The following is a 20082-nucleotide window of genomic DNA, read 5'->3' as shown; positions in this document are numbered from 1 at the left end:
TGCTCCGGCCCACGCGCGCCCGCCCCGTCGTCGTCCCGCCCCGGCACCCGCCCCGGGTGCCCCGCCCACCGCGACCGTCACCAGGGCGGACGTGGGGGTTCTGGAAGCGTACGCGGGATCACGCCGTCCCACCCCGTGATCCCCGGGGCACTCCGGGGGTGTGCAGATGTGTTCGATCCTGTGTGCTTCTGTGGGATCAGCGGGTTCGGGCGGCTATGCTCGCGGCCATGACGTGGCTGGTGACGGGCGGGGCGGGGTACATCGGGGCGCACGTGGTGCGGGCGTTCCAGGTCGCGGTGCGGACCACGGGCGACGATCGGCTGCGGCCGGTCGTGCTCGACGACCTGTCGAGCGGGCACGCGGAGTTCGTCCCCGCGGACGTGCCGTTCGTCGAGGCGTCGGTCGTCGACACCGACGCCGTGCGCACCGCGCTCGTCGAGCACGGTGTCACCGGCGTCGTGCACCTGGCGGGCTTCAAGTACGCGGGCGTCTCGGTGCAGCGGCCGCTGCACACGTACGAGCAGAACGTCACCGGCACGGCCCACCTGCTCGCCGCGATGGCCGACGCGGGAGTCGGGCAGATCGTCTTCTCGTCGTCCGCGGCCGTGTACGGCACACCCGACGTCGACGTGGTCACCGAGGCCACCCCGACCGCACCGGAGTCGCCGTACGGCGAGTCCAAGCTCGTGGGCGAGTGGCTGCTGCGCGACCAGGGCGTGGCCACGGGCCTGCGCCACACGTCGCTGCGGTACTTCAACGTCGTCGGCTCCGGCGCACCCGACCTGTACGACTCCAGCCCGCACAACCTCTTCCCGCTGGTGCTCGACGCCCTGGCGGCGGGCCGGACGCCCCGCATCAACGGCACGGACTACCCGACGCCGGACGGCACGTGCGTGCGCGACTACGTGCACGTGGCGGACCTCGCGGTGTCCCACGTCGCCGCGGCGCGCGCCCTGGCCGACGGCCGCACGCTGGACCCCGTCTACAACCTGGGGTCGGGGGACGGGCTGTCGGTCGCGCAGATCATGACGACCGTCGCCCACGTCACGGGGATCGGCTTCACCCCGGAGGTCGGCCCGCGCCGCGCCGGCGACCCCGCCCGGATCGTCGCGTCCGGCGAGGCCGCCGCGCGGGACCTCGACTGGGCGATGCGCCACACCCCCGAGCAGATGGTCGCCACGGCCTGGGCGGCCCACCGCCGCTGACACCCCGCCGGCGAGCCGACCCGCCGCCCCACCCGGGAGCGACGGACCGACCCCGCCGCCGGACCTCAACGCGTGGCGGGCTGCAGCGCCTGCAGCCGGGGCAGCTCCGCGGCGAACCGCTCGAGCTCACGCTCGTCCCCCGCGTAGACCCCCGACGCCCGGGGCCAGTGCACGACGACGTCCCCGAAGCCCAGCGCCGCCGCGCGCTCGACGCCCTCGACGGCGAGCGCCGCGGACGTGAGCGAGAACCGGGGCGCGCCGTCGAGGCTGAGCCAGCGGCCGACCGGACGGTCGCCGGCGACCTGGTCGAACGCGTCCACCATCCCCGCGAGCCCGTCCCACCAGGTCTCCTGCGCGGTCGCGGCGTCGACCCCGTCGCCGACGCCCGTCCCGGGGCCGTACGTCGCCCACCCCTGCCCGTACCGGGCGGCGAGCGCCATGGCCCGCGGGCCGTTGGCGGCGACGACGAACGGCGTGCGGGGCCGGGCGAGGGTGCCGGGCACCATCCGCGCGGCCTGCGCCGTGTAGAACTCGCCGGAGTGCTCCGTCACGGGCTGCGTGAGCAGCGCGTCGAGCAGCTCGACGAACTCGGCGAACCGCCGCGTGCGCTCGCCGCGCGTGGGCGGGGGTCCGAGGACGCTCGCGTCCCAGCCCTCGCCGCCGGCGCCGAGCCCGAGGACGAACCGGCCCGCGGAGACGTCGTCCAGGCCCATGACGTCCTTGGCGAACGGCACGGGGTGGCGGAAGTTGGGTGAGGCGACCCAGGTGCCCAGGCCGATGCGCTCGGTCACCGCCGCGGCCGCCGCCAGGAGCGGGACGGTGGCGAACCACGGCTCGTCGGCGAGGTCGCGCCAGGCCAGGTGGTCGTAGGTCCACGCGTGGTCGAAGCCGAGCTCCTCCGCCCGCTGCCAGCGCGTCCGTGCGCTCGCCCACCGTTCCTGCGGCAGCAGCACCACCCCGATGCGCACCATGGCGCCCACGGTACCCGCCACGCTCGGGCGTCAGGGGTGCAGGCCCGCCTCGTCGACGTGCGAGGCGGGCTCCAGCTGGAAGGTGCAGTGCTCGACGTCGAAGTGCCCCGACAGGCACGTGCGCAGCTGGCTCAGCACGCGCCCGGTCCCGGCCCGGTCGAGCTCCTCGTCGGCGACGACCACGTGCGCGGAGAGCACCGGCACCCCCGACGTGATGGTCCACGCGTGCAGGTCGTGGACCCCGACGACGCCCGGGACGCCCGCGATGTGCGCACGGACCACGTCGAGGTCGACGCCCTCGGGTGCCGACTCCAGCAGGACCGCGACGACCTCGCGCAGCAGCAGGACCGCCCGCGGCACGACGAGCGCCGCGATCGCGACCGACGCGATGCCGTCGGCTCGCGTGAAGCCCGTGGTCAGCGTGACGAGCGCGGCGACGACGACCGCGACGGAGCCGAGCGCGTCGCCCAGCACCTCGAGGTAGGCACCGCGCACGTTGAGCGACTCGTGGCGCCCGCGCCGCAGCAGCAGCATGCCCACGGCGTTGGCGGCCAGCCCGAGCAGGGCGACCCCCAGCATCAGCCCGGGCTCCACCTCGGTGGGCTGCAGGATGCGGCGGATGCCGCCGATCAGCACCAGGACCCCGACCGTCGCGACGACCAGCCCGTTCGCCAGCGCCGCCAGGATCTCGGCACGCTGCCACCCGAAGGTGCGCCGGGACGTCGCCGGCCGCGCGGCCAGCACGCTCGCCCCGAGCGCCACCGCCAGCCCCGACGCGTCGGTGAGCATGTGCCCCGCGTCCGCGATCAGCGCGAACGACCCCGACACCACACCGCCGACCACCTCGACGACCATGACGCCGAGCGTGAGCGCCAGCACGGACGCCAGACGTCCGCGATGCCCGCCGGCCGCCGTCGCGTGGTCGTGCCGGTGCGCGCTCACCCGCCGGCCCGCTCCGCGAGCCTGCCGTCGCCCCCTCCCGCTGCGAGCCCGCGACGGGCCGCCTCGAGGTGCCGCCACGTCGAGGACCCCGCCCCCGGCGCCTGGCCCTCGCGCTGCCGCGCCACGAACCGCTCGGCGGCCGCGAGCACCTCGTCGATCTCCGGGTCGGCCAGCGCGTAGCGCGTGGCCCGCCCCTCGGGCGTGGCGGTGACCAGGCCCGCCAGACGCAGGACGGCCAGGTGCGCGGACACGGTCGACTGCGCGAGGCCCAGGGTCGACGTCAGCTCGACGACCCGGTACGTCCCGCCCGCGAGCGTGTGGACCAGCGACAGCCGGGTGGGTTCGGCGAGCGCGTGCAGGATCTGCGCGACGTCGGCGTGCGGGTGGTCATCGAGTGGTGCGTCCTGCGTGGCGGCGGCCGACGCACTTACGGCTGTCATCGTCACATGGCGATGATACCTGCCGGGGGCCGGTGCCCCGGCGACCCGGGCTACGCCCACCCCAGGGCGTGCAGCCGGTCGTCGTCGATGCCGAAGTGGTGGGCGATCTCGTGCACCACGGTGATCGCGACCTCCTCGACGACCTCGTCCCGGTCCTCGCAGATCGCGAGGGTCGGCAGCCGGTAGACGAAGATCCGGTCCGGCAGGGACCCGGCAGCCCAGAACTCGCCCCGCTCGGTCAGCGGGGTGCCCTCGTAGAGGCCCAGCAGCTCCGGCTCGTCGGCCGGCGCCTCGTCCTCGACGAGCACGACGACGTTGTCCATCATCGCCGCGAGCTCCTCGGGGATCTCGTCCAGGGCGTCACGGACCGCGTCCTCGAACTCGTCACGCGTCATCTCGACCACGGGACCATCCTGCCGGGCGCGGCCCGCAACCGCCCCGCACTCTGTCCCCGCGTGCGCGGCACGAACCATCCGCACCCCACCTGACCTGCGCAGACGCATCGACTTTGGAGTTCCGGCCGGCAGCCCGTATGCTCATCACCGGTCTTCCGACGCCTCGACGTCAGGGGCGGACAACCCGCCCCCATCGTCTAGCGGCCTAGGACCCCGCCCTTTCACGGCGGTAGCACGGGTTCGAATCCCGTTGGGGGTACGAGCAGTTCAGCAGTAAGGCTTAGGGTGGCTCCGGTCACCACGAGGCCCCGTAGCGCAGTTGGTTAGCGCGCCGCCCTGTCACGGCGGAGGTCGCGGGTTCAAGTCCCGTCGGGGTCGCTGCGAGGGCCGACCGAGAGGTCGGCTTCCTCGTTGCGAGGCTCTGTAGCTCAGTTGGTAGAGCGTTCGACTGAAAATCGAAAGGTCACCGGATCGACGCCGGTCGGAGCCACCTCAGACGGCCCCGCGGGACGCCCGCCGGGGCCGTCGGCATGTCCGGGACCGTGCGACGACGCACCCTGCCCTGATCGTGCCGGCACCGCGCCCCCCGAGCCCCGGCCCCGCCGTCGCCGCAGCGCGCCCGCCACGCCGCACGCCCGGCACGCGCACGCGTCGCGCTGGACGGTGGCAGGTCCGCACCGGCGCCCGGCCGCGCGGCGCCAGAGACCCACGGCCACGGACCCGCCGCGCCCGGACCCGCGACACTCCGGGCCCCGCGGCGAGCCGGTCACCCGTCCGAGTCAGGCCCATCGTCCCGTTCGCCGCGCGGGCCTGCGCGCCTACCGTGGAGACACAGCTCCCATCGACCGAGGACACGACCGTGACCACGACGACCGACCGCCCCCGCCCCCGCATCCTCGACCGCCTCACCGACCCCCTCGCCGAGCGCGCGCGGGACCGCATCGAGCGCGCGGAGGACAAGGTGCGGGCCGCGGTCCAGCACGAGCTCGACGCCGTCGGTCGCAGCGTGCGGACGCGGGCGGTGCGCATCCGGCCGTCCGCGATCGCCTTCGCCGTCGCGGCCCTCCTGACCGTGATCGGCATCGCGCTCTTCGCCCTCGGTGCGGTGTTCGGCCTGGCCACGGCGCTGCCGCTGTGGCTCTCCGCCCTGCTGGTGGGCGCAGCGCTGGTGCTGCTCGCCGCCGGCGCGGCCGCCTGGGGCCGCGCGAAGCTCCCGGCCGCGGGCCCCGTGATCCCCGCGCCGTCGAGCACCCACCCCGCCGAGGAGCTCGTGCACCCCTGGGTCGACTGACCCCGCACGGCACCGACGACCTCCCGCGCGGCGCGTCGCGGGGCGCCGCCCTCGCGCGCACCTGCTCCTACGGGCAGACTGAAGACCGTCGCAGCACCCGTCTCCGCAGGTGAGGAAGGTCGTCGAAAATGGCAACGCACTCCGGCTGGGCGAGCGATGCCCGCCCCGATGCACCCGAGGACCCCCGGTCGCTCGGTCGCCTCGTCTCCGATCTGAGCGAGCAGGCCACGCGTCTCGTCCGCGCCGAGATCAGCCTGGCGAAGGCCGAGGTGACCGCCAAGGCCACGCAGGCGGGCATCGGCATCGGCCTCGTCGCCGGTGCGGCAGTGCTGGCGCTGTACGCGCTCGGCACCCTCATCACGACGGCCATCCTGGGCCTGTCCAACGCGGTGTCGCCCTGGCTGGCGGCGCTGATCGTCTCGCTCGTGCTGCTGGCGATCACCGCGGTGCTGGGCCTGCTGGGCGTCAAGCGCCTGCAGAAGGGCATGCCGCCCGTGCCCGACCAGGCCATGGAGAACCTGCAGGAGGACGTCGAGACCGTCAAGAAGGGGATGCACCGGTGAGCGCCGAGGAGATCACGCCGACACCCGCGACCGACATCGGCACGCTCACGGCCGAGGCGGCCCTCGCCCGCGCGCAGCTGGCCGAGACCGTCGACGCGCTCGTCGACCGGGTCGACCCGCGCCGGCAGGCCGAGCGGGCCAAGGACCGGGGCCGCCGCCTCGTCTTCGACGCGACGGACCCGGCAGCCCTGCCCGAGGACCGCGCCCGCGCGCGCAAGGTGCTCGTGGTTGCCGGTGTCGTCGTGGCACTGGTGGTCGTGGGCATCGTGCGCCGCGCCACGCGGGACTGAGGGACACGCGGGACTGAGGACCACGCCGGACTCAGGGCCACGCTGGACTCAGGACGCGCGCACCGCAGGCACGACGCCGACGGCCGCGGTCGAGCCACCCGGGTGATCCGGGTGGTCCGACCGCGGCCGTCGTGCGTGCCGGAGGCCTGGTGCCGGAGGCCGGCGTCGGGACGTCTCGCACACTCCCCCGCGGTGCGCGCAACACGTCGACGCTGGTGCCCCCTGCGCCGGACCTCAGGACTGCGGGGTCGTCCTGGGCTGCGGGACGCCGTTCAGCAGGTCACGGACCTCGGACTCGCGGTACCGGCGGTGGCCGCCGAGCGTGCGGATCGAGGAGAGCTTGCCGGACTTGGCCCAGCGGGTCACGGTCTTCGGGTCGACCCGGAACAGGGTCGCGACCTCGGACGGCGTGAGGAGTGCTTCGGCCTCTGACGAGTGTGCGGTGGACACTGGATACCTCCCATGTGTGACCGCCCCGAGCCTCCGAGTCATGTCACTTGGTCCGCGGCGGGGCGTACGTCTTGGTACTGAATCTGACACATCGGGCACCCCGGCAGGTCGTCGGCGACGCGGATCCGGTCGCCGCCACCGTGATCCGGACGCCGAAACCGTCACCACGGCGCTGGGGTGCCGTCGACAAGCAGCAGCCTAAACCCGCCTCAATCCGGACACATCTCCGATCGCCACCCGAACGGCGTCGCACGAACGTGTGACGTTCGTCTCCTGGGATGATTGCCCGGTTCGGGGTGCTCTGCACGACGCATGTCGTGACCAGCGCAAACGCAGGGCGTCGAAGCGCATCAACGCTCTGACGTGCACGAACGGTGTAGCGTGGACACGTTCCCGCAGCGGTTCGCAACGGGAATGTGATCTGCGTCACAGTGAGCCGCGCCAGAGGGCGCGACGCCCACGGCGCGGCCGGCCACCCGTGCGCCGACCCGCAGAACGCCGCAGTCAGAGCAGACATCCGTGAAGTCAGCGCCGCCTGGCACCCACCGTCACGTGTCCCAACCCACCTGGCGCAGGTGGTCGGAATGGATCGCGACCCTGTACCGTTGCCACACGAAGAGACTCAACAGCACCCGGGGCCGCACGTGTCAGCACGGAGCCGCCCCGCTTCCACGTTAGAGGGGGTCGATGCCATGGGGCGCGGCCGTCAGAAGGCAAAGCAGACGAAGGTGGCGCGGGAGCTGAAGTACTTCAGCCCTGACACCAACTACCGGGCTCTCGAGCAGGAGCTCACGTCGCGCAGCCGCAACGATGTCGTCACGGACAGCCGCCGCAGCGCGGTGAGCACGGACGACGACGACCCCGCCGGTCGTGACCGCTGGCCCCGGGACGACGACTTCTGAGCCTGCCCGGGGGCTGATCGGCGCAGACGACCGCGACGACGCGTCGCCGACCTTCGGGTCGGCGACGCGCTGTCGCGCGCGCGAGGCCGCGTGCAGGCGATGCGCACACCGGTCTCACGCCGTGCGGTAGGTCCCGTGCAGCCGGACGGCACCGCCCTGGACGCCCTTGGTCCCCGCGACGACGTCCGCCGCGGTGGCGTCGTCGGCCCGGGCGTCCCGCACCGTCCCCAGCACCCAGGCCGGCATCCCGAGCTCGCGCGCGGCGCGCTGGACCTCGTCCGCCACGTCGGGCGCGACCACGGCGACCATGCCGACGCCGAGGTTGAGGGTGCTCTCCAGGTCGCCCCAGGGCACGGCCCCGAGGCCCTGCACGAGCGCGAACACCGGCGGCAGCACCCAGGAGGCCCGGTCGACGTCCGCGACGAGGCCGGGGGGAAGCACACGGGCCACGTTGGCCGCCAGGCCCCCGCCCGTGACGTGGCTGAACACGTGCACCTGCTCGGGCCCGAACCGCTCGACCAGCGCGAGGCAGTCCGCCGCGTAGACGCGGGTCGGCTCCAGCAGCTCCTCGCCCAGGGTGCGCCCGAGGTCGTCGACGTGCCGGTCCAGGCCCCAGCCGGCGACCTGGACGACCCGTCGCACCAGCGAGTAGCCGTTCGAGTGCAGACCCGAGGACCCGAGGGCCACGAGCACGTCGCCGGCGCGGACGCGCTCGGGACCCAGCAGCTCGTCCGCCTCGACCACGCCGGTCGCGGCGCCGGCGACGTCGTACTCGTCCGGAGCGAGCAGCCCGGGGTGCTCGGCGGTCTCGCCGCCGACGAGCGCGGTGCCGGCCACCGAGCACGCGGCCGCGATGCCGCGCACCACGTCGGCGATGCGCTCCGGCACGACCCGCCCGCACGCGATGTAGTCCGTCATGAACAGCGGCCGGGCGCCGACCACCACGATGTCGTCCACGACCATGCCGACCAGGTCGAAGCCGATGGTGTCGTGCACGTCCATCGCCTGCGCGATGGCGACCTTGGTGCCCACGCCGTCCGTGGACGTCGCCAGCAGGGGCCGGCGGTAGGCGGTGAGCGCGGCCGCGTCGTACAGGCCGGCGAACCCGCCGACCCCGCCGAGGACCTGAGGCCCGTGCGTCGCCCGCACGGCGTCCTTCATCAGCTCGACGGCCCTGTCCCCCGCCTCCGTGTCCACGCCCGCGGACGCGTACGTGACGGGCTGCGGGGCGCTCACGGGTGCTCCAGCGCGGACGCGCCACCGGCTGCCGGGACGATGCTGAGCAGACCGTCCTCGGGCTGCCCCAACGGCAGCTGGTTCTGCTCCAGCAGGTGCTTGCCGAGCCGCTCCGACGGGGGCAGCTCGATGGGGTACCGGCCGCTGAAGCACGCGGTGCACAGCTGCGACGCAGGCTGCTCGGTGGCGGTGATCATGCCCTCCTCGGACAGGTAGCCCAGCGAGTCGGCGCCCAGCGACCGGGCGATCTCCTCCACCCCCAGGCCGTTGGCGATGAGCTCGGCACGCGACGCGAAGTCGATGCCGTAGAAGCAGGGCCACTTCACGGGTGGCGCGGTGATGCGGATGTGGACCTCAGCGGCCCCGGACTCGCGCAGCATCCGCACGAGCGCACGCTGGGTGTTGCCCCGCACGATCGTGTCGTCGACGACCACCAGCCGCTTGCCGCGGATGACGTCCTTGAGCGGGTTGAGCTTGAGCCGGATCCCGAGCTGGCGCAGCGTCTGCGACGGCTGGATGAACGTGCGCCCGACGTACGCGTTCTTCGTCAGGCCCTGACCGAAGGGGATGCCGGACTTGGCCGCGTAGCCCACCGCGGCGGGCGTCCCGGACTCGGGGACGGGGATCACGAGGTCCGCCTCGACGGGGTGCTCGACCGCGAGCCGGCGCCCCATCGCGACACGCGCGGCGTGCACGGACCGCCCGTTGATCGTGGTGTCGGGCCGCGCCAGGTAGACGTACTCGAAGACGCAGCCGGCGCGGTCGATCGGGGCGAACCGCGTCGAGCGCAGCCCGTCGGCGTCGATCGCGATGAACTCCCCCGGCTCGACCTCGCGGACGTACGACGCACCGACGATGTCCAGTGCCGAGGTCTCGGACGCGACGACCCAGCCGCGCTCGAGGCGCCCGAGGACCAGCGGGCGCACGCCCTGCGGGTCACGCGCGGCGTACAGCGTGCGCTCGTCCATGAAGACCAGGCAGAAGGCGCCGCGCAGCCGCGGCAGCACCTCGAGCGCCGTGGCCTCCAGCGTGTGGTCGGGGTCCCCCGCGAGCAGCGCCGTGATCAGCGCCGTGTCGGTGGTGTTGCCGCGCGCGAGCTCGCCGCGCCGCTGGCTGCCGTACCGCTCGGCGACGAGGTCGACGAGCTCGGCGGAGTTGGTGAGGTTGCCGTTGTGGCCCAGGGCGACGGTGCCCGCGGCGGTCGCCCCCAGCGTCGGCTGCGCGTTCTCCCACGTCGAGCCGCCCGTGGTCGAGTACCGGGTGTGGCCGATCGCGATGTGCCCCTGCAGGGCGTTCAGCGCGGTCTCGTCGAAGACCTGGGAGACCAGGCCCATGTCCTTGTAGACGAGCAGCTGCTGGCCGTTGGACGTCGCGATGCCCGCCGACTCCTGGCCGCGGTGCTGCAACGCGTAGAGGCCGAAGTAGGTGAGCTTCGCCACCTCTTCGCCGGGTGCCCAGACGCCGAAGACACCGCAGGCGTCCTGCGGGCCTTTCTCGCCGGGTAGAAGGTCGTGGGTGAGACGTCCGTCTGCGCGGGGGGCCACGGCACCATGGTGGCACACCCCGGGTCACCCCGGCTCGCCCGTCCACCGGACGGCGGCGGGCACGGCCCCGTCAGGCGGGCGGTGCGGGGCGACGGCCCCGAGTGCTCCGCCGGTCCGCGAGCAGGGCCAGCACCCCGCCCACCAGGGCACCGACGATGCCCAGCGAGAGCGCGAGCAGCCAGCGCACGCCGTTCTCGCCGCCCAGGAACGGCAGCACCCCGCCGTCCGCGGTGCTGCTGCTCCCGTCGGACGTCAGGGCCGCGACGACGAGCCCGACGACCATGCCGACCAGGGCCCCGGCCACCAGGAACGCGCCGTACCGCGGCGCGCGGCGCACCGTCGCGGGCACCGCGACCCGTGCGAGCTCGGCCTCGTCCGGCGTGCCGGGCGCCTCGTCCGGGGTACCGGGAGCAGCGGGCGGGGGTCCCGCCGGGGCCGTCGGCGCCGGGACGTCCTGGCGGGTGTCGTCGTGGGCGTCGTCGGCGGGGCGGGGCGTGTCGGGCACGGGACGATCGTAGGTCAGCGGCTCCGCGTCGCCTGCAGCGGCAGCAGGTGCCCCAGGTCGGCCCGCTCGCCCGACGCGTGCACCCGTCCCGCCGCGACCGCCTCGTCCCACGTGACGTCACCGGCGGCCAGGGCGAGCCACGTGGCCGGGTCCGTCTCCACGACGTTGGGCGGCGTGCCACGGGTGTGGCGCGGCCCCTCGACGGCCTGCACCGCGCCGTCGGGCGGCACGCGGACCTCGACGGCGTTGCCCGGCGCCACGTCCGCGAGCTCCTCGAGCGTGAAGCGCACCGCGGTGCGCCGCACGGCCGTCGGGGCGGAGCCCGGGTCCGCGCGCCACGCCTGCAGCGCGGCGCGCCCGTCGGCGGGGTCGGTACGGCGACGCGGTGGCACGTGTTCCATCCTCCCCCACGCGTGCCGGGACGTCCGACCGTGGCGGCTGCTCAGTCCTGCCCGTCCAGCCAGGCCAGCACGGCCCGCACCCGGCGGTGGTCGTCGGGGCCGACGGGCAGGTCGAGCTTGGTGAAGATGCTGCCGATGTGCTTGGCCACCGCTTTCTCCGTGACCACGAGCGCGGCCGCGACGCCGGCGTTGGAGCGCCCCTGCGCCATGAGCTCGAGCACCTCGCGCTCGCGCGCCGTGAGCCGTGCCAGCGGGGAGGCCCGCCGTCGCGCCATGATCGCGGCGACCACCTCCGGGTCGAGCACCGTGCCCCCGGCGGCCACGGTCCGGACGGCGTCGACGAAGCCTGCCGGGTCGGACACCCGCTCCTTGAGCAGGTAGCCGACGGCGCCGGCGCCGTCGGCCAGGAGCTCGCGCGCGTACAGGTGCTCGACGTACTGGCTCAGCACCATCACCGGCAGCCCCGGCCGGCGCCGGCGTGCCTCGATCGCGGCGCGCAGGCCCTCGTCGCTGAACCCCGGCGGCAGCCGCACGTCGACGACGGCGACGTCGAGGGTCGGGTCCGCGAGCGCGACCTCGAGCGCCGGGGCGTCCTCGACGGCCGCGACGACCTCGCAGCCGTGCGCCGTCAGCAGCCGGATCAGGCCGTCGCGGAGGAGTGCGAGGTCTTCGGCGAGGACCACGCGCACGGCACCTCCAGGTGGATGACTGTCGGACCGCCCGGCGGGCTGTCGACGCCCATGGTGCCGTCGAACGCCGCCAGGCGGGAGCGGACGCCCTGCAGGCCCGAGCCCTGGGCGGGGTCGGCCCCGCCGACCCCGTCGTCCCCGACCTCGACGCGGAGCACCGGCCCGTCCGCCTGCAGCCGGACCCACGCCCGCGTCGCGTCCGCGTGCTTGACGACGTTGGCCAGCGACTCGGCGACCGCGAAGTACGCCGCCGACTCGACGGCCGGCGGCGGCCGCCCGGGCAGCCGGTCGGTCAGCGTCACGGGCACGGTGAGGTCCAGCGCGAGCGCCTCGACCGCACCCGACAGGCCGCGGTCGGCGAGCACCGGCGGGTGGATCCCCTGGACCAGGTCGCGCAGGTCGCGCAGCACGGCGGCCGTGGTGCCGCGGGCCTCCTGCAGCAGGGCGCGGGCCTCGTCGGGGTCGTCTGCCATCAGCTCGGCGACCATGCCGAGGGTCAGGCCCAGCGACACGAGCCGCGCCTGCGCCCCGTCGTGCAGGTCCCGTTCGATGCGCCGCAGCCCGGCCGCCGCGTCGTCCACGCTCTGCGAGCGCGAGGCCGCCAGGTCCTGGACCCGCTGCTCGAGCAGCGCCTGCCGGCCGGGTGAGAGGAGTGCGGCGTCCGCCGCGGCACGCGCCCGCCCCAGGGCGTCACCGTGGCGCCACCACGTCCACGCGGCCAGGACGGCGAGCACGACGAGGGCGACCGCCCACGGCCAGGGCACGCCGCCCGCCGGGAGCACCAGCGCGAGGACCACGGCGGCGACCGTCACCGGGACCAGCAGGACGACGAGGGCGCTGAGCAGCAACCCGCCCGTGCCCGCGAAGGCGACCCACCCGAGCAGGCGCCAGGCGTCGGCGTCCACGAGCCAGCGCCATCCCTGGCGGAAGGGCTCGGTGGCGCCGCGGCTCAGCGCCGCCAGGTCCGTCCCCCGCAGGGTGCCGTCGGCGCCCAGCCCCCACGCGCCCGGCTCCAGCAGCGGCGACGGCTCCTGCGTCCGCAGCTCGACCAGCGGCACCGGGTGCCCGAGGGCGGACGTCGCGAGCTCCCGGCCGGCGCGGGCGAGGCCGTGCACCGCCGGCAGCAGCGCGCGCAGGAGCGCGAGCCCGACGCCCAGCGGCGCCAGCACCAGGGCGACGACGGTGAGGCCCGTCAGCAGCAGGCTCGGCACGGCGAGCAGGACGAGCGCGAGCGACCTGCCGGTCGCGGCCCAGGGGGTACGGCGTTCCATGCCGCCCATCCTGGCCGCGGGCGCACCGGTTGTCGGGGGTGCCAGGTCCACCGTCCGTCCGGGTGCGGCCACTCCTGACCGGCACCCCACCGCCGGGCCAGCGTGGGACCCGACCGCTCGTCGAGCCCCGGAGGCCACCATGCACACCCTCGGACACCGTCCCCCGCCCCGCGGCCCCGCCCCCGACCCGGCCGCCGGGAGCGCGCACCGCGCCGCAGCCCACGGCCCGGTCTCCCGGGTCGCCGTCCGCGCCGCCCGCTGGAGCGCGACCCACCCCGCGTGGGCCATCGGTGGGTGGTTCGCCCTCGTGGTCGTGTGCGCGGCGCTCAGCGCGCTCGTGCCCACGCAGACGATCCAGGACGAGGACACCGGCATCGGCGGCTCGGGCACCGCCGCGGCGTGGGTCGCGGAGTCGGGGCTCGCCGAGGCGGACACCGAGCTGGTCCTGCTCACCGCGGGCCCGGCGGGCCTCGACGCGACCCTCGCCGGGGCCGAGGACCTCACCCGGAGCCTCAGCGGGCGTGCGGAGGTGTCCGCGGTCGCGCCCGCGGTCCCCGCTCCTGACGGGTCCGCGGTGCTCGTCGCGGTCGAGCTCGCCGACGGGACCGACGACGTCACCGCGCTCGCGCAGGCCGTCGCGGACGTCGCCGACCGCCATCCCGGCCTCGACGTCGAGCAGGCGGGCGAGGTCTCGCTGCAGGCCGCGATCGACGAGCGGGTGGCCGAGGACCTGGTGGCGGCCGAGATCGTGTCGCTGCCGGTCACGCTGCTGCTCATGCTGCTGGCGTTCGGCGCGGTCGTCGCCGCCGGGATCCCGGTGCTGCTCGGGGTGTCCGCCGTCGCCGCGACGCTCGGGGTCTCGGCCGTGCTGTCCCACGTCGTGCCGGCCGACCCGACGGTCGCGAGCATGGTCGTCCTCATCGGGATGGCCGTCGGCGTCGACTACACGCTCTTCTACCTCAAGCGGGAGCGCGAGGAGCGCGCCCGGGGACGCAGCACGTCGGCCGCCGTGGAGATCGCCGCCGAGACGTCGGGCCACGCGATCGTGGTGTCCGGTGCGGCGGTCGCGGTGTCGCTGTCCGCGCTGTACCTGCTGCAGCTCGCGACGTTCTCGTCGCTGGCGACGGGTGCCGTCGCCGTGGTCGCCGTCTCCGTGGTCGGCTCCCTGACGGTGCTGCCCGCGCTGCTGGTCGTCCTCGGGCACCGCGTCGACCGTCCACGCGTCCCCCTGCTGTGGCGGCTGCAGCGCCGCATCGGCCCCGGAGCCGTCAGCCGTCGCGTCCTCGGTCCGGCGGTGCGTCACCCGCTCGCCGCCGTGGTGGTGGCCGGCGTGGTCACGCTCGCCGCCGCGGCGCCCGCGCTGGGCATGCGGCTGCACGGCGGTGACCTCGCCACCCTGCCGCCCGACGTGGCGGAGGTCGGCACGCTCACCCGGGTCGCCGAGACGTTCCCGTCGCGCGGGGAGACGATCGACGTCGTGGTGCGCGGCGACGCGGCGCAGCAGGACGAGGTCGTGGCGGCACTCGGCTCGCTGGAGTCCGCCGCCCTGGCCACGGGCCGGTTCACCGACGTCGGCGACGTCCCGCCCGTGGCCGCGGACGACGGCCGCACGCACGTCCTCACCCTGGCCGTGCCGCTGAAGAGCGCCGACCCCGCCCTGGACGACGTGGTGCGCGAGGTCCGCGACGACCTGGTCCCGGCCGCGCTCGACGGCCTGGACGTCGAGGCCGTGGTCGGTGGCTGGCCCGCGGCCGACCTCGACCGCACGCAGCGGCAGTCCGAGCGGATGCCCTGGGTGATCGGGGTCGTGCTGCTGCTGACCTGCGTGACCATGGCCGTCTCGTTCCGCAGCGTGCCGCTCGCCCTGGTCTCGACCGCGCTGAACCTGCTGTCGGTGGGCGTCGCCTTCGGGGTGCTGCGCCTGGTCTTCCAGGAGGGCTGGCTGGCCGGCCCGCTGGCGTTCACGGCGCCGGGCTTCGTCATCGACTGGGTGCCGCTGTTCGTCATGGTGGTGCTGGTCGGCCTGTCGATGGACTACCACGTCTTCGTCCTCAGCCGGGTCCGGGAGCGGGTGGTGCGTGGCGTGGCCCCGGGTGCGGCGGTCCGCGACGGCGTCGCCGACTCCGCGGGTGTCGTCACGAGTGCCGCCGCGGTCATGGTCTCGGTGTTCGCGATCTTCGCCACGTCGAGCATGCTCGAGCTGAAGATGCTGGGCGTGGCGCTGGCCGTGGCCATCCTCGTCGACGCGACCGTCGTGCGGCTGGTGCTGCTGCCGGGGCTGCTGACGCTCCTCGGCGACCGCGTGTGGCGTGGCCGCCCGACCGGGCCGGCCCTGGCGGGATCGGCACGCACCGGGACCCTTGAGGCGGCGGTGCCCACGCACTAGCGTCCCGGGTATGACCTCGACCCGCACCCACGTCATGTGGTGGCCGCTGCCCTGACGCAGCCGTGGGTCACCCGCCGAGCTGCTCACGCGGCTCGGCGGGTCCACGTCAGGTCCCTGCGCGGCCGCGCGACGGCTCCTCCCCGAGGAGAGCACCGACATGCCGACCACCGCCCGCTCCGCACCGTCCCCCGCTCCTGCCGCCGGAACCCGTCCCGGGCCGGACCACGCCGACCACGCCCGCCCCGACGTCCTGACGCTCGAGGAGGTGCTGGCGCGGGACCCGGGGACCTTCCGGGTGCTGACCGGCGACCGTCCCACGGGCGCGCTGCACGTCGGGCACCTGTTCGGCACCCTCGCCACGCGCGTCGCGCTGCAGCGGCACGGCGTCGAGACCTTCGTCGTGGTCGCGGACTACCAGGTGATCACCGACCGGGACGACGCCGGGGACCTGCCCGCGACCGTGCGGGAGGTGGTGCTCGACTACCTCGCCGCGGGGCTCGACCCCGAGGCCACGACGGTCTTCGTGCACTCGGACGTCCCCGCCGTGCACCAGCTCATGCTGCCGTTCCTCTCGCTGGTGACCGTCGCCGAGCTGGACCGCAACCCCACGGTCAAGGCCGAGCTCGCCGCGTCCGGACGCGCCCTGTCCGCCCTGCTGCTGACGTACCCCGTGCACCAGGCCGCGGACATCCTCTCGGTCCGCGGCACGCTGGTCCCCGTGGGGCGCGACCAGCTGCCGCACCTGGAGCTGACGCGCACCGTCGCGCGGCGGTTCACCCGCCGGTACGGGCCCGTCCTGACGGAGCCGACCGCGCTCCTGTCGCAGGCTCCGCTCGTCCTGGGCACGGACGGGGCCAAGATGAGCAAGAGCCGCGGCAACGCGATCGAGCTGCGCGCGGACGCCGACGCCACGGCCGCGGCGGTGCGCGGGGCCCGGACGGACGCCCGACGCACCATCACCTACGACCCGGCACACCGCCCCGAGGTCTCCAACCTGCTGCTGCTGGGCGCGCTGGCGTCCGCGCGGACGCCGCAGGACCTCGCCGACGAGATCGCGGACGGGGGCGCGGCCGCACTCAAGGCGTACGTCACCGACGCCCTCGTCGCGCACCTCGCGCCCGTGCGGGCCCGCCGGGCCGAGCTGGCGCGCGATCCGTTCCTCGTGCGCGACGTCCTGGCGCGCGGGGCCGCGCGGGCCGCCCAGGAGGCCGACGCGACGCTGGCCGACGTCCGGCGGGCGATGCGGCAGACGTCCTGACGGCCTGCTCGGACACGTCGTCGGCCCGGCACGTCCGCGACCGTGCCCGGGCCGCGGCCACCGGGGACGCGACCCCGGGACGCACGAGGGCGGCCCGGCAGGTGCCGGGCCGCCCTCGTCGACGGGTCGGGTCGGGTCAGACGACGCCGAGAGCGAGCATCGCGTCCGCGACCTTGGTGAAGCCGGCGATGTTGGCGCCGAGCACGTAGTTGCCCGGGTCGCCGTACAGCTCCGCGGTCTCGGCGCAGTTGTCGTGGATCCGCGCCATGATCGTCGCGAGCCGCTCCTCGGTGTGCTCGAACGACCACGCGTCACGGCTGGCGTTCTGCTGCATCTCGAGAGCCGACGTCGCCACGCCGCCGGCGTTCGCGGCCTTGCCGGGCGCGTAGAGGACGCCGGCACCCTGCACGAGCGCGACCGCCTCGGGCGTCAGCGGCATGTTGGCGCCCTCGGCCACGGCGAGCAGGCCCGCGTCGACCAGGCGCTTGGCGTCGCTCTCGTCGAGCTCGTTCTGCGTGGCGCACGGCAGCGCGACCTGCGCGTCGACCTGCCACACGCGGGCCGCCGGCACGTAGTGCGCCCCGCTGCGGCGCGCCGCGTACTCCTCGACGGGTCGGCGCTCGACCTCGCGGACCTGCTTCAGCACCTCGAGGTCGATGCCCGCCTCGTCGACGACGTACCCGTGCGAGTCCGAGCAGGCCACGACGTGCGCGCCGAGGGACTGCGCCTTCTCGATCGCGTGGATCGCGACGTTGCCCGCCCCGGACACCACGACGCGCATGCCGTCGAACGACAGGCCACGGGTGGCCAGCATGCGCTCGGCGAACAGGACGGTGCCGTAGCCCGTGGCCTCGGTGCGCACCAGCGAACCGCCCCACGTCACGCCCTTGCCGGTGATGACACCCGACTCGTAGCGGTTGGTGATGCGCTTGTACTGGCCGAACAGCCAGCCGATCTCGCGGCCGCCGACGCCGATGTCACCCGCCGGCACGTCGGTGTACTCCCCGATGTGCCGGTACAGCTCGGTCATGAACGACTGGCAGAACCGCATGACCTCGCCGTCGGAGCGCCCACGCGGGTCGAAGTCGGAGCCGCCCTTGCCGCCGCCGATGGGCATGCCGGTCAGGGAGTTCTTGAAGACCTGCTCGAAGCCGAGGAACTTCACGATCCCCAGGTACACCGAGGGGTGGAACCGCAGGCCGCCCTTGTACGGGCCGAGCGCGGAGTTGAACTCGACGCGGAAGCCGCGGTTGATGCGGACCCGTCCCTGGTCGTCCACCCACGGCACGCGGAAGATGATCTGCCGCTCGGGCTCGCAGAGGCGCTCGAGCACGGCCGCGTCCACGTAGTGGGGATGCCGTTCGAGCACCGGGCCGAGACTCTCGAAGACCTCGGTGACGGCCTGGTGGAACTCGCGCTCACCCGGGTTGCGCGCGAGCACCTGTTCGAGGACACGCTCGAGCTGTACCTGCATGGGTCGCTCCGCTCTGCTCAGCGAGGACGGGGAATCCTCTCGAGCGTAGGTCGCGTCCCTGTGGACGGGACAGGACGTCCGACCCGTGGTCAGCGACGTGCCGGTCGGGCGGGCGCGGACGCGGTGGCCAGGGGCCCGGACGCGACGAGGCCGCGGACACACCCCCGTCCGGGGTGTCCGCGGCCTCGTCCTCGGTGCGCGTGCGCCTCAGCGCCGCCGCGCACCGGTGGGTGGTCGTGTCATCGACACGCCACCGGCCGGTGGCGGTGCGTCACCACTTCGCGTTGCGGGCCAGCTCCAGTGCCATCTCCTGCCACCACTGGCCGGCACCGGGCCCGCCGTTGCAGGCACCGTCCGACTCACCGGGCAGCTTGATCCACAGCAGGGCGTCGAGGCCGCTGCCGTCGTTGACCCGCGTGGGGCGCTCACCCAGGGCGCGGCCCCGGGGGTTGCACCACTCGGAGCCCGCCGGGCCGTTGCCGTTGCGCGACGTGTCGATGACGAACGTCTTGCCACCGGTCAGGCGCGAGATCTCCTGCCCGTAGGCCTTGGCCTCGGCGGTCGTGCGGTAGTTCGACACGTTGAGCGAGAAGCCGACGGCGTCGCTGAACCCGATGCGGTTGAGGCGGTTCGCGGCCTCGGTCGTCGAGAGCCACGCGGAGTGCCCGGCGTCGATGTAGACACGGGCGCCCTTGGCCGTCAGTGCCTTGGCCGCGTACTGCAGGAACCCGACCCGGTCGCCCTGACCGGAGCAGTCACCGAGCTGCGCGAGGGCGTCGGGCTCGAGGACGACCCAGGGGTTGCCCTGGATGCCCTGGGCGACGGTGTCGATCCAGCGCGCGTACTCGGACTCCGACACGCCGCCGCCGGAGTGCGAGCCGCAGTCGCGGCCCGGGATGGCGTAGACGACGAGGACGGCGGTCTTGCCCGCGGCGCGCGCGGCACCGGTGATGTCCCGCACCTCCTGCTGGGCGTGCGCCGCGTCGTTCCAGTTGCCGACCCAGTACGCCTGCGGCGTGAGCGCGATCTTCTCGAGCAGGGCCTTGTCGCTGCCGGACGCGGCCTGCCACGCGCGGTACGACTGGTTCGTCGTGTCGACGTGGAACTGGCTGCTCGACACCGGCGGGGGCGTCGTCGGGTTCTGCGTGGGCGTGATCACCGGCGTGGGGGTGACGACCGGGCTGGGCGTCACGGAGGGGGTGACCGAGGGCGTCGGGCTCGACGTCGGACCCGCGACGCCACCGGTGCAGGTGGTGCCGTTGAGGGTGAACGAGGTCGGGGCGTTGTTGCTGCCGGCCCACGAGCCGTTGAAGCCCACCTGGACGTTGGCGTTGGTGCCGAGCGAGCCGTTCCACGGCACGTTCTTCACGCTGACCTGCGAACCGGTCGTCGAGACGACCCCGTTCCACAGCTGCTGGATGCTCTGGCCGTCGGCGAACGACCAGCGCAGGTCCCAGGACGACAGCGGGTCGCCCAGGTTCGTGACGGTCACCGTGGCGCCGAAGCCGCCGGGCCACTGGCTCGTCACGGAGTAGTCGACGCGACAGCCGGCGGCGGCCTGCGCCGCGGTCGAGGTCAGCGCCGTGACTCCGGCGGCCACGACCGCGCTGGCGGCGAGGGCCGCGACGACCTTGCGCCGGGTGGTGGAGACCACCTTCGTGCGGGGGGACATGGACTCTCCTCGGGTCGGGTCGGCGTCGGGCACGCCGACGCCGGCGAGCCGGTCGGCGCGCCCGGGGGGGCGTCGTCCTCGACGCCGTCCCCGAACGACTCCCCGATCACACCTGAGCGGGGTGCGGCCTGGCGAGCGGACGGTCGTGCCCTAATCGTTTTTGCCCGGGCAGGCGGACGTCGAACCGCTTACGTGCC

20 protein-coding genes and 3 tRNA genes are annotated in these 20082 nt (G+C 74.7%); 10 read left to right on the top strand and 13 right to left on the bottom strand.

Annotated elements, in window-relative coordinates; all coding sequences use genetic code 11:
• Positions 1-227: 227 nt before the first annotated feature.
• Positions 228-1205, top strand: coding sequence for a UDP-glucose 4-epimerase GalE (gene galE, locus J1G43_RS05280; protein WP_207370155.1), 978 nt, complete (start codon positions 228-230; stop codon positions 1203-1205).
• A gap of 65 nt (positions 1206-1270) precedes the next feature.
• On the opposite strand, the gene J1G43_RS05275 is transcribed toward galE, so the two are convergent.
• From J1G43_RS05275 to J1G43_RS05260, 4 genes are read right to left on the bottom strand one after another with little or no spacing between them, the layout of a single operon-like run.
• Positions 1271-2176 carry an LLM class flavin-dependent oxidoreductase gene (locus tag J1G43_RS05275; protein ID WP_207370154.1) on the bottom strand — a complete coding sequence of 302 codons (906 nt, stop codon included), beginning with the start codon at positions 2174-2176 and terminating at the stop codon, positions 1271-1273.
• A 30-nt stretch (positions 2177-2206) separates the two neighbouring features.
• Entirely contained in the window at positions 2207-3118 is a 912-nt protein-coding gene (locus J1G43_RS05270; protein ID WP_207339283.1) for a cation diffusion facilitator family transporter, read from the bottom strand.
• Positions 3115-3558: a helix-turn-helix transcriptional regulator gene (locus J1G43_RS05265; protein ID WP_207378285.1), complete on the bottom strand. Its 444-nt coding sequence runs from the start codon at positions 3556-3558 to the stop codon at positions 3115-3117. The genes J1G43_RS05270 and J1G43_RS05265 overlap by 4 nt, the downstream gene beginning before the upstream one ends.
• Before the next feature lie 50 nt (positions 3559-3608).
• Positions 3609-3953: a metallopeptidase family protein gene (locus J1G43_RS05260; protein WP_089798709.1), complete on the bottom strand. Its 345-nt coding sequence runs from the start codon at positions 3951-3953 to the stop codon at positions 3609-3611.
• Positions 3954-4139: 186 nt separating this feature from the next.
• Between J1G43_RS05260 and J1G43_RS05255 the strand changes: the two genes are divergently transcribed.
• The 6 genes from J1G43_RS05255 (at position 4140) to J1G43_RS05230 (ending at position 6097) form a co-directional block, all read left to right on the top strand.
• Positions 4140-4212: transfer RNA gene (locus J1G43_RS05255), tRNA-Glu, on the top strand.
• A gap of 45 nt (positions 4213-4257) precedes the next feature.
• A tRNA-Asp gene (locus J1G43_RS05250) sits at positions 4258-4331 on the top strand.
• 39 nt (positions 4332-4370) lie between these two features.
• Positions 4371-4443, top strand: a tRNA-Phe gene (locus J1G43_RS05245).
• A 369-nt stretch (positions 4444-4812) separates the two neighbouring features.
• On the top strand, positions 4813-5244 hold the full coding sequence (locus J1G43_RS19565) for a phage holin family protein (protein WP_207339284.1): 432 nt from the start codon (positions 4813-4815) through the stop codon (positions 5242-5244).
• Positions 5245-5372: 128 nt separating this feature from the next.
• Entirely contained in the window at positions 5373-5807 is a 435-nt protein-coding gene (locus tag J1G43_RS05235; protein WP_207339285.1) for a phage holin family protein, read from the top strand.
• Positions 5804-6097, top strand: a complete 294-nt coding sequence (locus J1G43_RS05230; protein ID WP_207339286.1) for a DUF3618 domain-containing protein — start codon at positions 5804-5806, stop codon at positions 6095-6097. The genes J1G43_RS05235 and J1G43_RS05230 overlap by 4 nt, the downstream gene beginning before the upstream one ends.
• Before the next feature lie 234 nt (positions 6098-6331).
• Here the strand turns inward: J1G43_RS05230 and J1G43_RS05225 are convergent, their stop codons facing one another.
• The gene (locus J1G43_RS05225) at positions 6332-6547 is read right to left on the bottom strand and encodes a BldC family transcriptional regulator (protein WP_249670615.1); all 216 of its coding nucleotides are present in this window, start codon (positions 6545-6547) and stop codon (positions 6332-6334) included.
• A gap of 692 nt (positions 6548-7239) precedes the next feature.
• Here J1G43_RS05225 and J1G43_RS05220 point away from each other — a divergent pair.
• Positions 7240-7449 (top strand): DUF3073 domain-containing protein, encoded by a 210-nt coding sequence (locus J1G43_RS05220; RefSeq protein WP_207339288.1) that lies wholly within the window; start codon positions 7240-7242, stop codon positions 7447-7449.
• Between the two features lie 114 nt (positions 7450-7563).
• Here J1G43_RS05220 and purM read toward each other — a convergent pair whose 3' ends face one another.
• The 6 genes from purM to J1G43_RS19350 all read right to left on the bottom strand — a co-directional run bounded on the left by purM (position 7564) and on the right by J1G43_RS19350 (position 13095).
• The gene (gene purM, locus J1G43_RS05215) at positions 7564-8685 is read right to left on the bottom strand and encodes a phosphoribosylformylglycinamidine cyclo-ligase (RefSeq protein WP_207339289.1); all 1122 of its coding nucleotides are present in this window, start codon (positions 8683-8685) and stop codon (positions 7564-7566) included.
• Positions 8682-10229 (bottom strand): amidophosphoribosyltransferase, encoded by a 1548-nt coding sequence (gene purF, locus J1G43_RS05210; protein WP_207339290.1) that lies wholly within the window; start codon positions 10227-10229, stop codon positions 8682-8684. Before purF ends, purM begins: the two co-directional genes overlap by 4 nt.
• Before the next feature lie 70 nt (positions 10230-10299).
• On the bottom strand, positions 10300-10734 hold the full coding sequence (locus J1G43_RS05205) for a phage holin family protein (protein ID WP_207339291.1): 435 nt from the start codon (positions 10732-10734) through the stop codon (positions 10300-10302).
• A gap of 14 nt (positions 10735-10748) precedes the next feature.
• Positions 10749-11126 carry a sterol carrier family protein gene (locus J1G43_RS05200; protein WP_207370152.1) on the bottom strand — a complete coding sequence of 126 codons (378 nt, stop codon included), beginning with the start codon at positions 11124-11126 and terminating at the stop codon, positions 10749-10751.
• A gap of 50 nt (positions 11127-11176) precedes the next feature.
• The gene (locus tag J1G43_RS05195; protein ID WP_207339293.1) at positions 11177-11824 is read right to left on the bottom strand and encodes a response regulator transcription factor; all 648 of its coding nucleotides are present in this window, start codon (positions 11822-11824) and stop codon (positions 11177-11179) included.
• On the bottom strand, positions 11776-13095 hold the full coding sequence (locus tag J1G43_RS19350; RefSeq protein WP_207339294.1) for a sensor histidine kinase: 1320 nt from the start codon (positions 13093-13095) through the stop codon (positions 11776-11778). Before J1G43_RS19350 ends, J1G43_RS05195 begins: the two co-directional genes overlap by 49 nt.
• 139 nt (positions 13096-13234) lie before the next feature.
• On the opposite strand from J1G43_RS19350, the gene J1G43_RS05185 reads away from it, so the two are divergent.
• Both J1G43_RS05185 and trpS read left to right on the top strand, forming a co-directional pair.
• On the top strand, positions 13235-15481 hold the full coding sequence (locus J1G43_RS05185) for an MMPL family transporter (protein ID WP_207370149.1): 2247 nt from the start codon (positions 13235-13237) through the stop codon (positions 15479-15481).
• A gap of 157 nt (positions 15482-15638) precedes the next feature.
• Positions 15639-16739, top strand: coding sequence for a tryptophan--tRNA ligase (gene trpS / locus J1G43_RS05180; RefSeq protein WP_207378085.1), 1101 nt, complete (start codon positions 15639-15641; stop codon positions 16737-16739).
• A gap of 136 nt (positions 16740-16875) precedes the next feature.
• On the opposite strand, the gene gdhA is transcribed toward trpS, so the two are convergent.
• Together gdhA and J1G43_RS05170 are read right to left on the bottom strand one after the other, a co-directional pair.
• Positions 16876-18213: an NADP-specific glutamate dehydrogenase gene (gene gdhA, locus J1G43_RS05175; protein WP_207370147.1), complete on the bottom strand. Its 1338-nt coding sequence runs from the start codon at positions 18211-18213 to the stop codon at positions 16876-16878.
• A 271-nt stretch (positions 18214-18484) separates the two neighbouring features.
• Positions 18485-19885: a glycoside hydrolase family 6 protein gene (locus tag J1G43_RS05170; RefSeq protein ID WP_207378084.1), complete on the bottom strand. Its 1401-nt coding sequence runs from the start codon at positions 19883-19885 to the stop codon at positions 18485-18487.
• Positions 19886-20082 lie beyond the last annotated feature (197 nt).

The sequence above is a fragment of the Cellulomonas sp. zg-ZUI22 genome (assembly GCF_017353535.1).
In the GTDB taxonomy this organism is placed as follows: Bacteria; Actinomycetota; Actinomycetes; order Actinomycetales; family Cellulomonadaceae; genus Cellulomonas; species Cellulomonas wangleii.
The sequence above is the reverse complement of the archived record's forward strand: the minus strand, read 5'-3'. Positions and strand labels throughout refer to the sequence as shown.

What these genes read in the sequence shown, in the direction of transcription:
- J1G43_RS05220 (WP_207339288.1), top strand. Translation starts at nt 7,240, where the DNA reads ATGGGGCGCGGCCGTCAGAAGGCAAAGCAGACGAAGGTGGCGCGGGAG.
- gdhA (WP_207370147.1), bottom strand. Translation starts at nt 18,213, where the DNA reads ATGCAGGTACAGCTCGAGCGTGTCCTCGAACAGGTGCTCGCGCGCAAC.
- J1G43_RS05260 (WP_089798709.1), bottom strand. Translation starts at nt 3,953, where the DNA reads ATGACGCGTGACGAGTTCGAGGACGCGGTCCGTGACGCCCTGGACGAG.
- J1G43_RS05275 (WP_207370154.1), bottom strand. Translation starts at nt 2,176, where the DNA reads ATGGTGCGCATCGGGGTGGTGCTGCTGCCGCAGGAACGGTGGGCGAGC.
- J1G43_RS19350 (WP_207339294.1), bottom strand. Translation starts at nt 13,095, where the DNA reads ATGGAACGCCGTACCCCCTGGGCCGCGACCGGCAGGTCGCTCGCGCTC.
- J1G43_RS05185 (WP_207370149.1), top strand. Translation starts at nt 13,235, where the DNA reads ATGCACACCCTCGGACACCGTCCCCCGCCCCGCGGCCCCGCCCCCGAC.
- J1G43_RS05170 (WP_207378084.1), bottom strand. Translation starts at nt 19,885, where the DNA reads ATGTCCCCCCGCACGAAGGTGGTCTCCACCACCCGGCGCAAGGTCGTC.
- galE (WP_207370155.1), top strand. Translation starts at nt 228, where the DNA reads ATGACGTGGCTGGTGACGGGCGGGGCGGGGTACATCGGGGCGCACGTG.
- J1G43_RS05235 (WP_207339285.1), top strand. Translation starts at nt 5,373, where the DNA reads ATGGCAACGCACTCCGGCTGGGCGAGCGATGCCCGCCCCGATGCACCC.
- trpS (WP_207378085.1), top strand. Translation starts at nt 15,639, where the DNA reads ATGCCGACCACCGCCCGCTCCGCACCGTCCCCCGCTCCTGCCGCCGGA.
- J1G43_RS05265 (WP_207378285.1), bottom strand. Translation starts at nt 3,558, where the DNA reads ATGACAGCCGTAAGTGCGTCGGCCGCCGCCACGCAGGACGCACCACTC.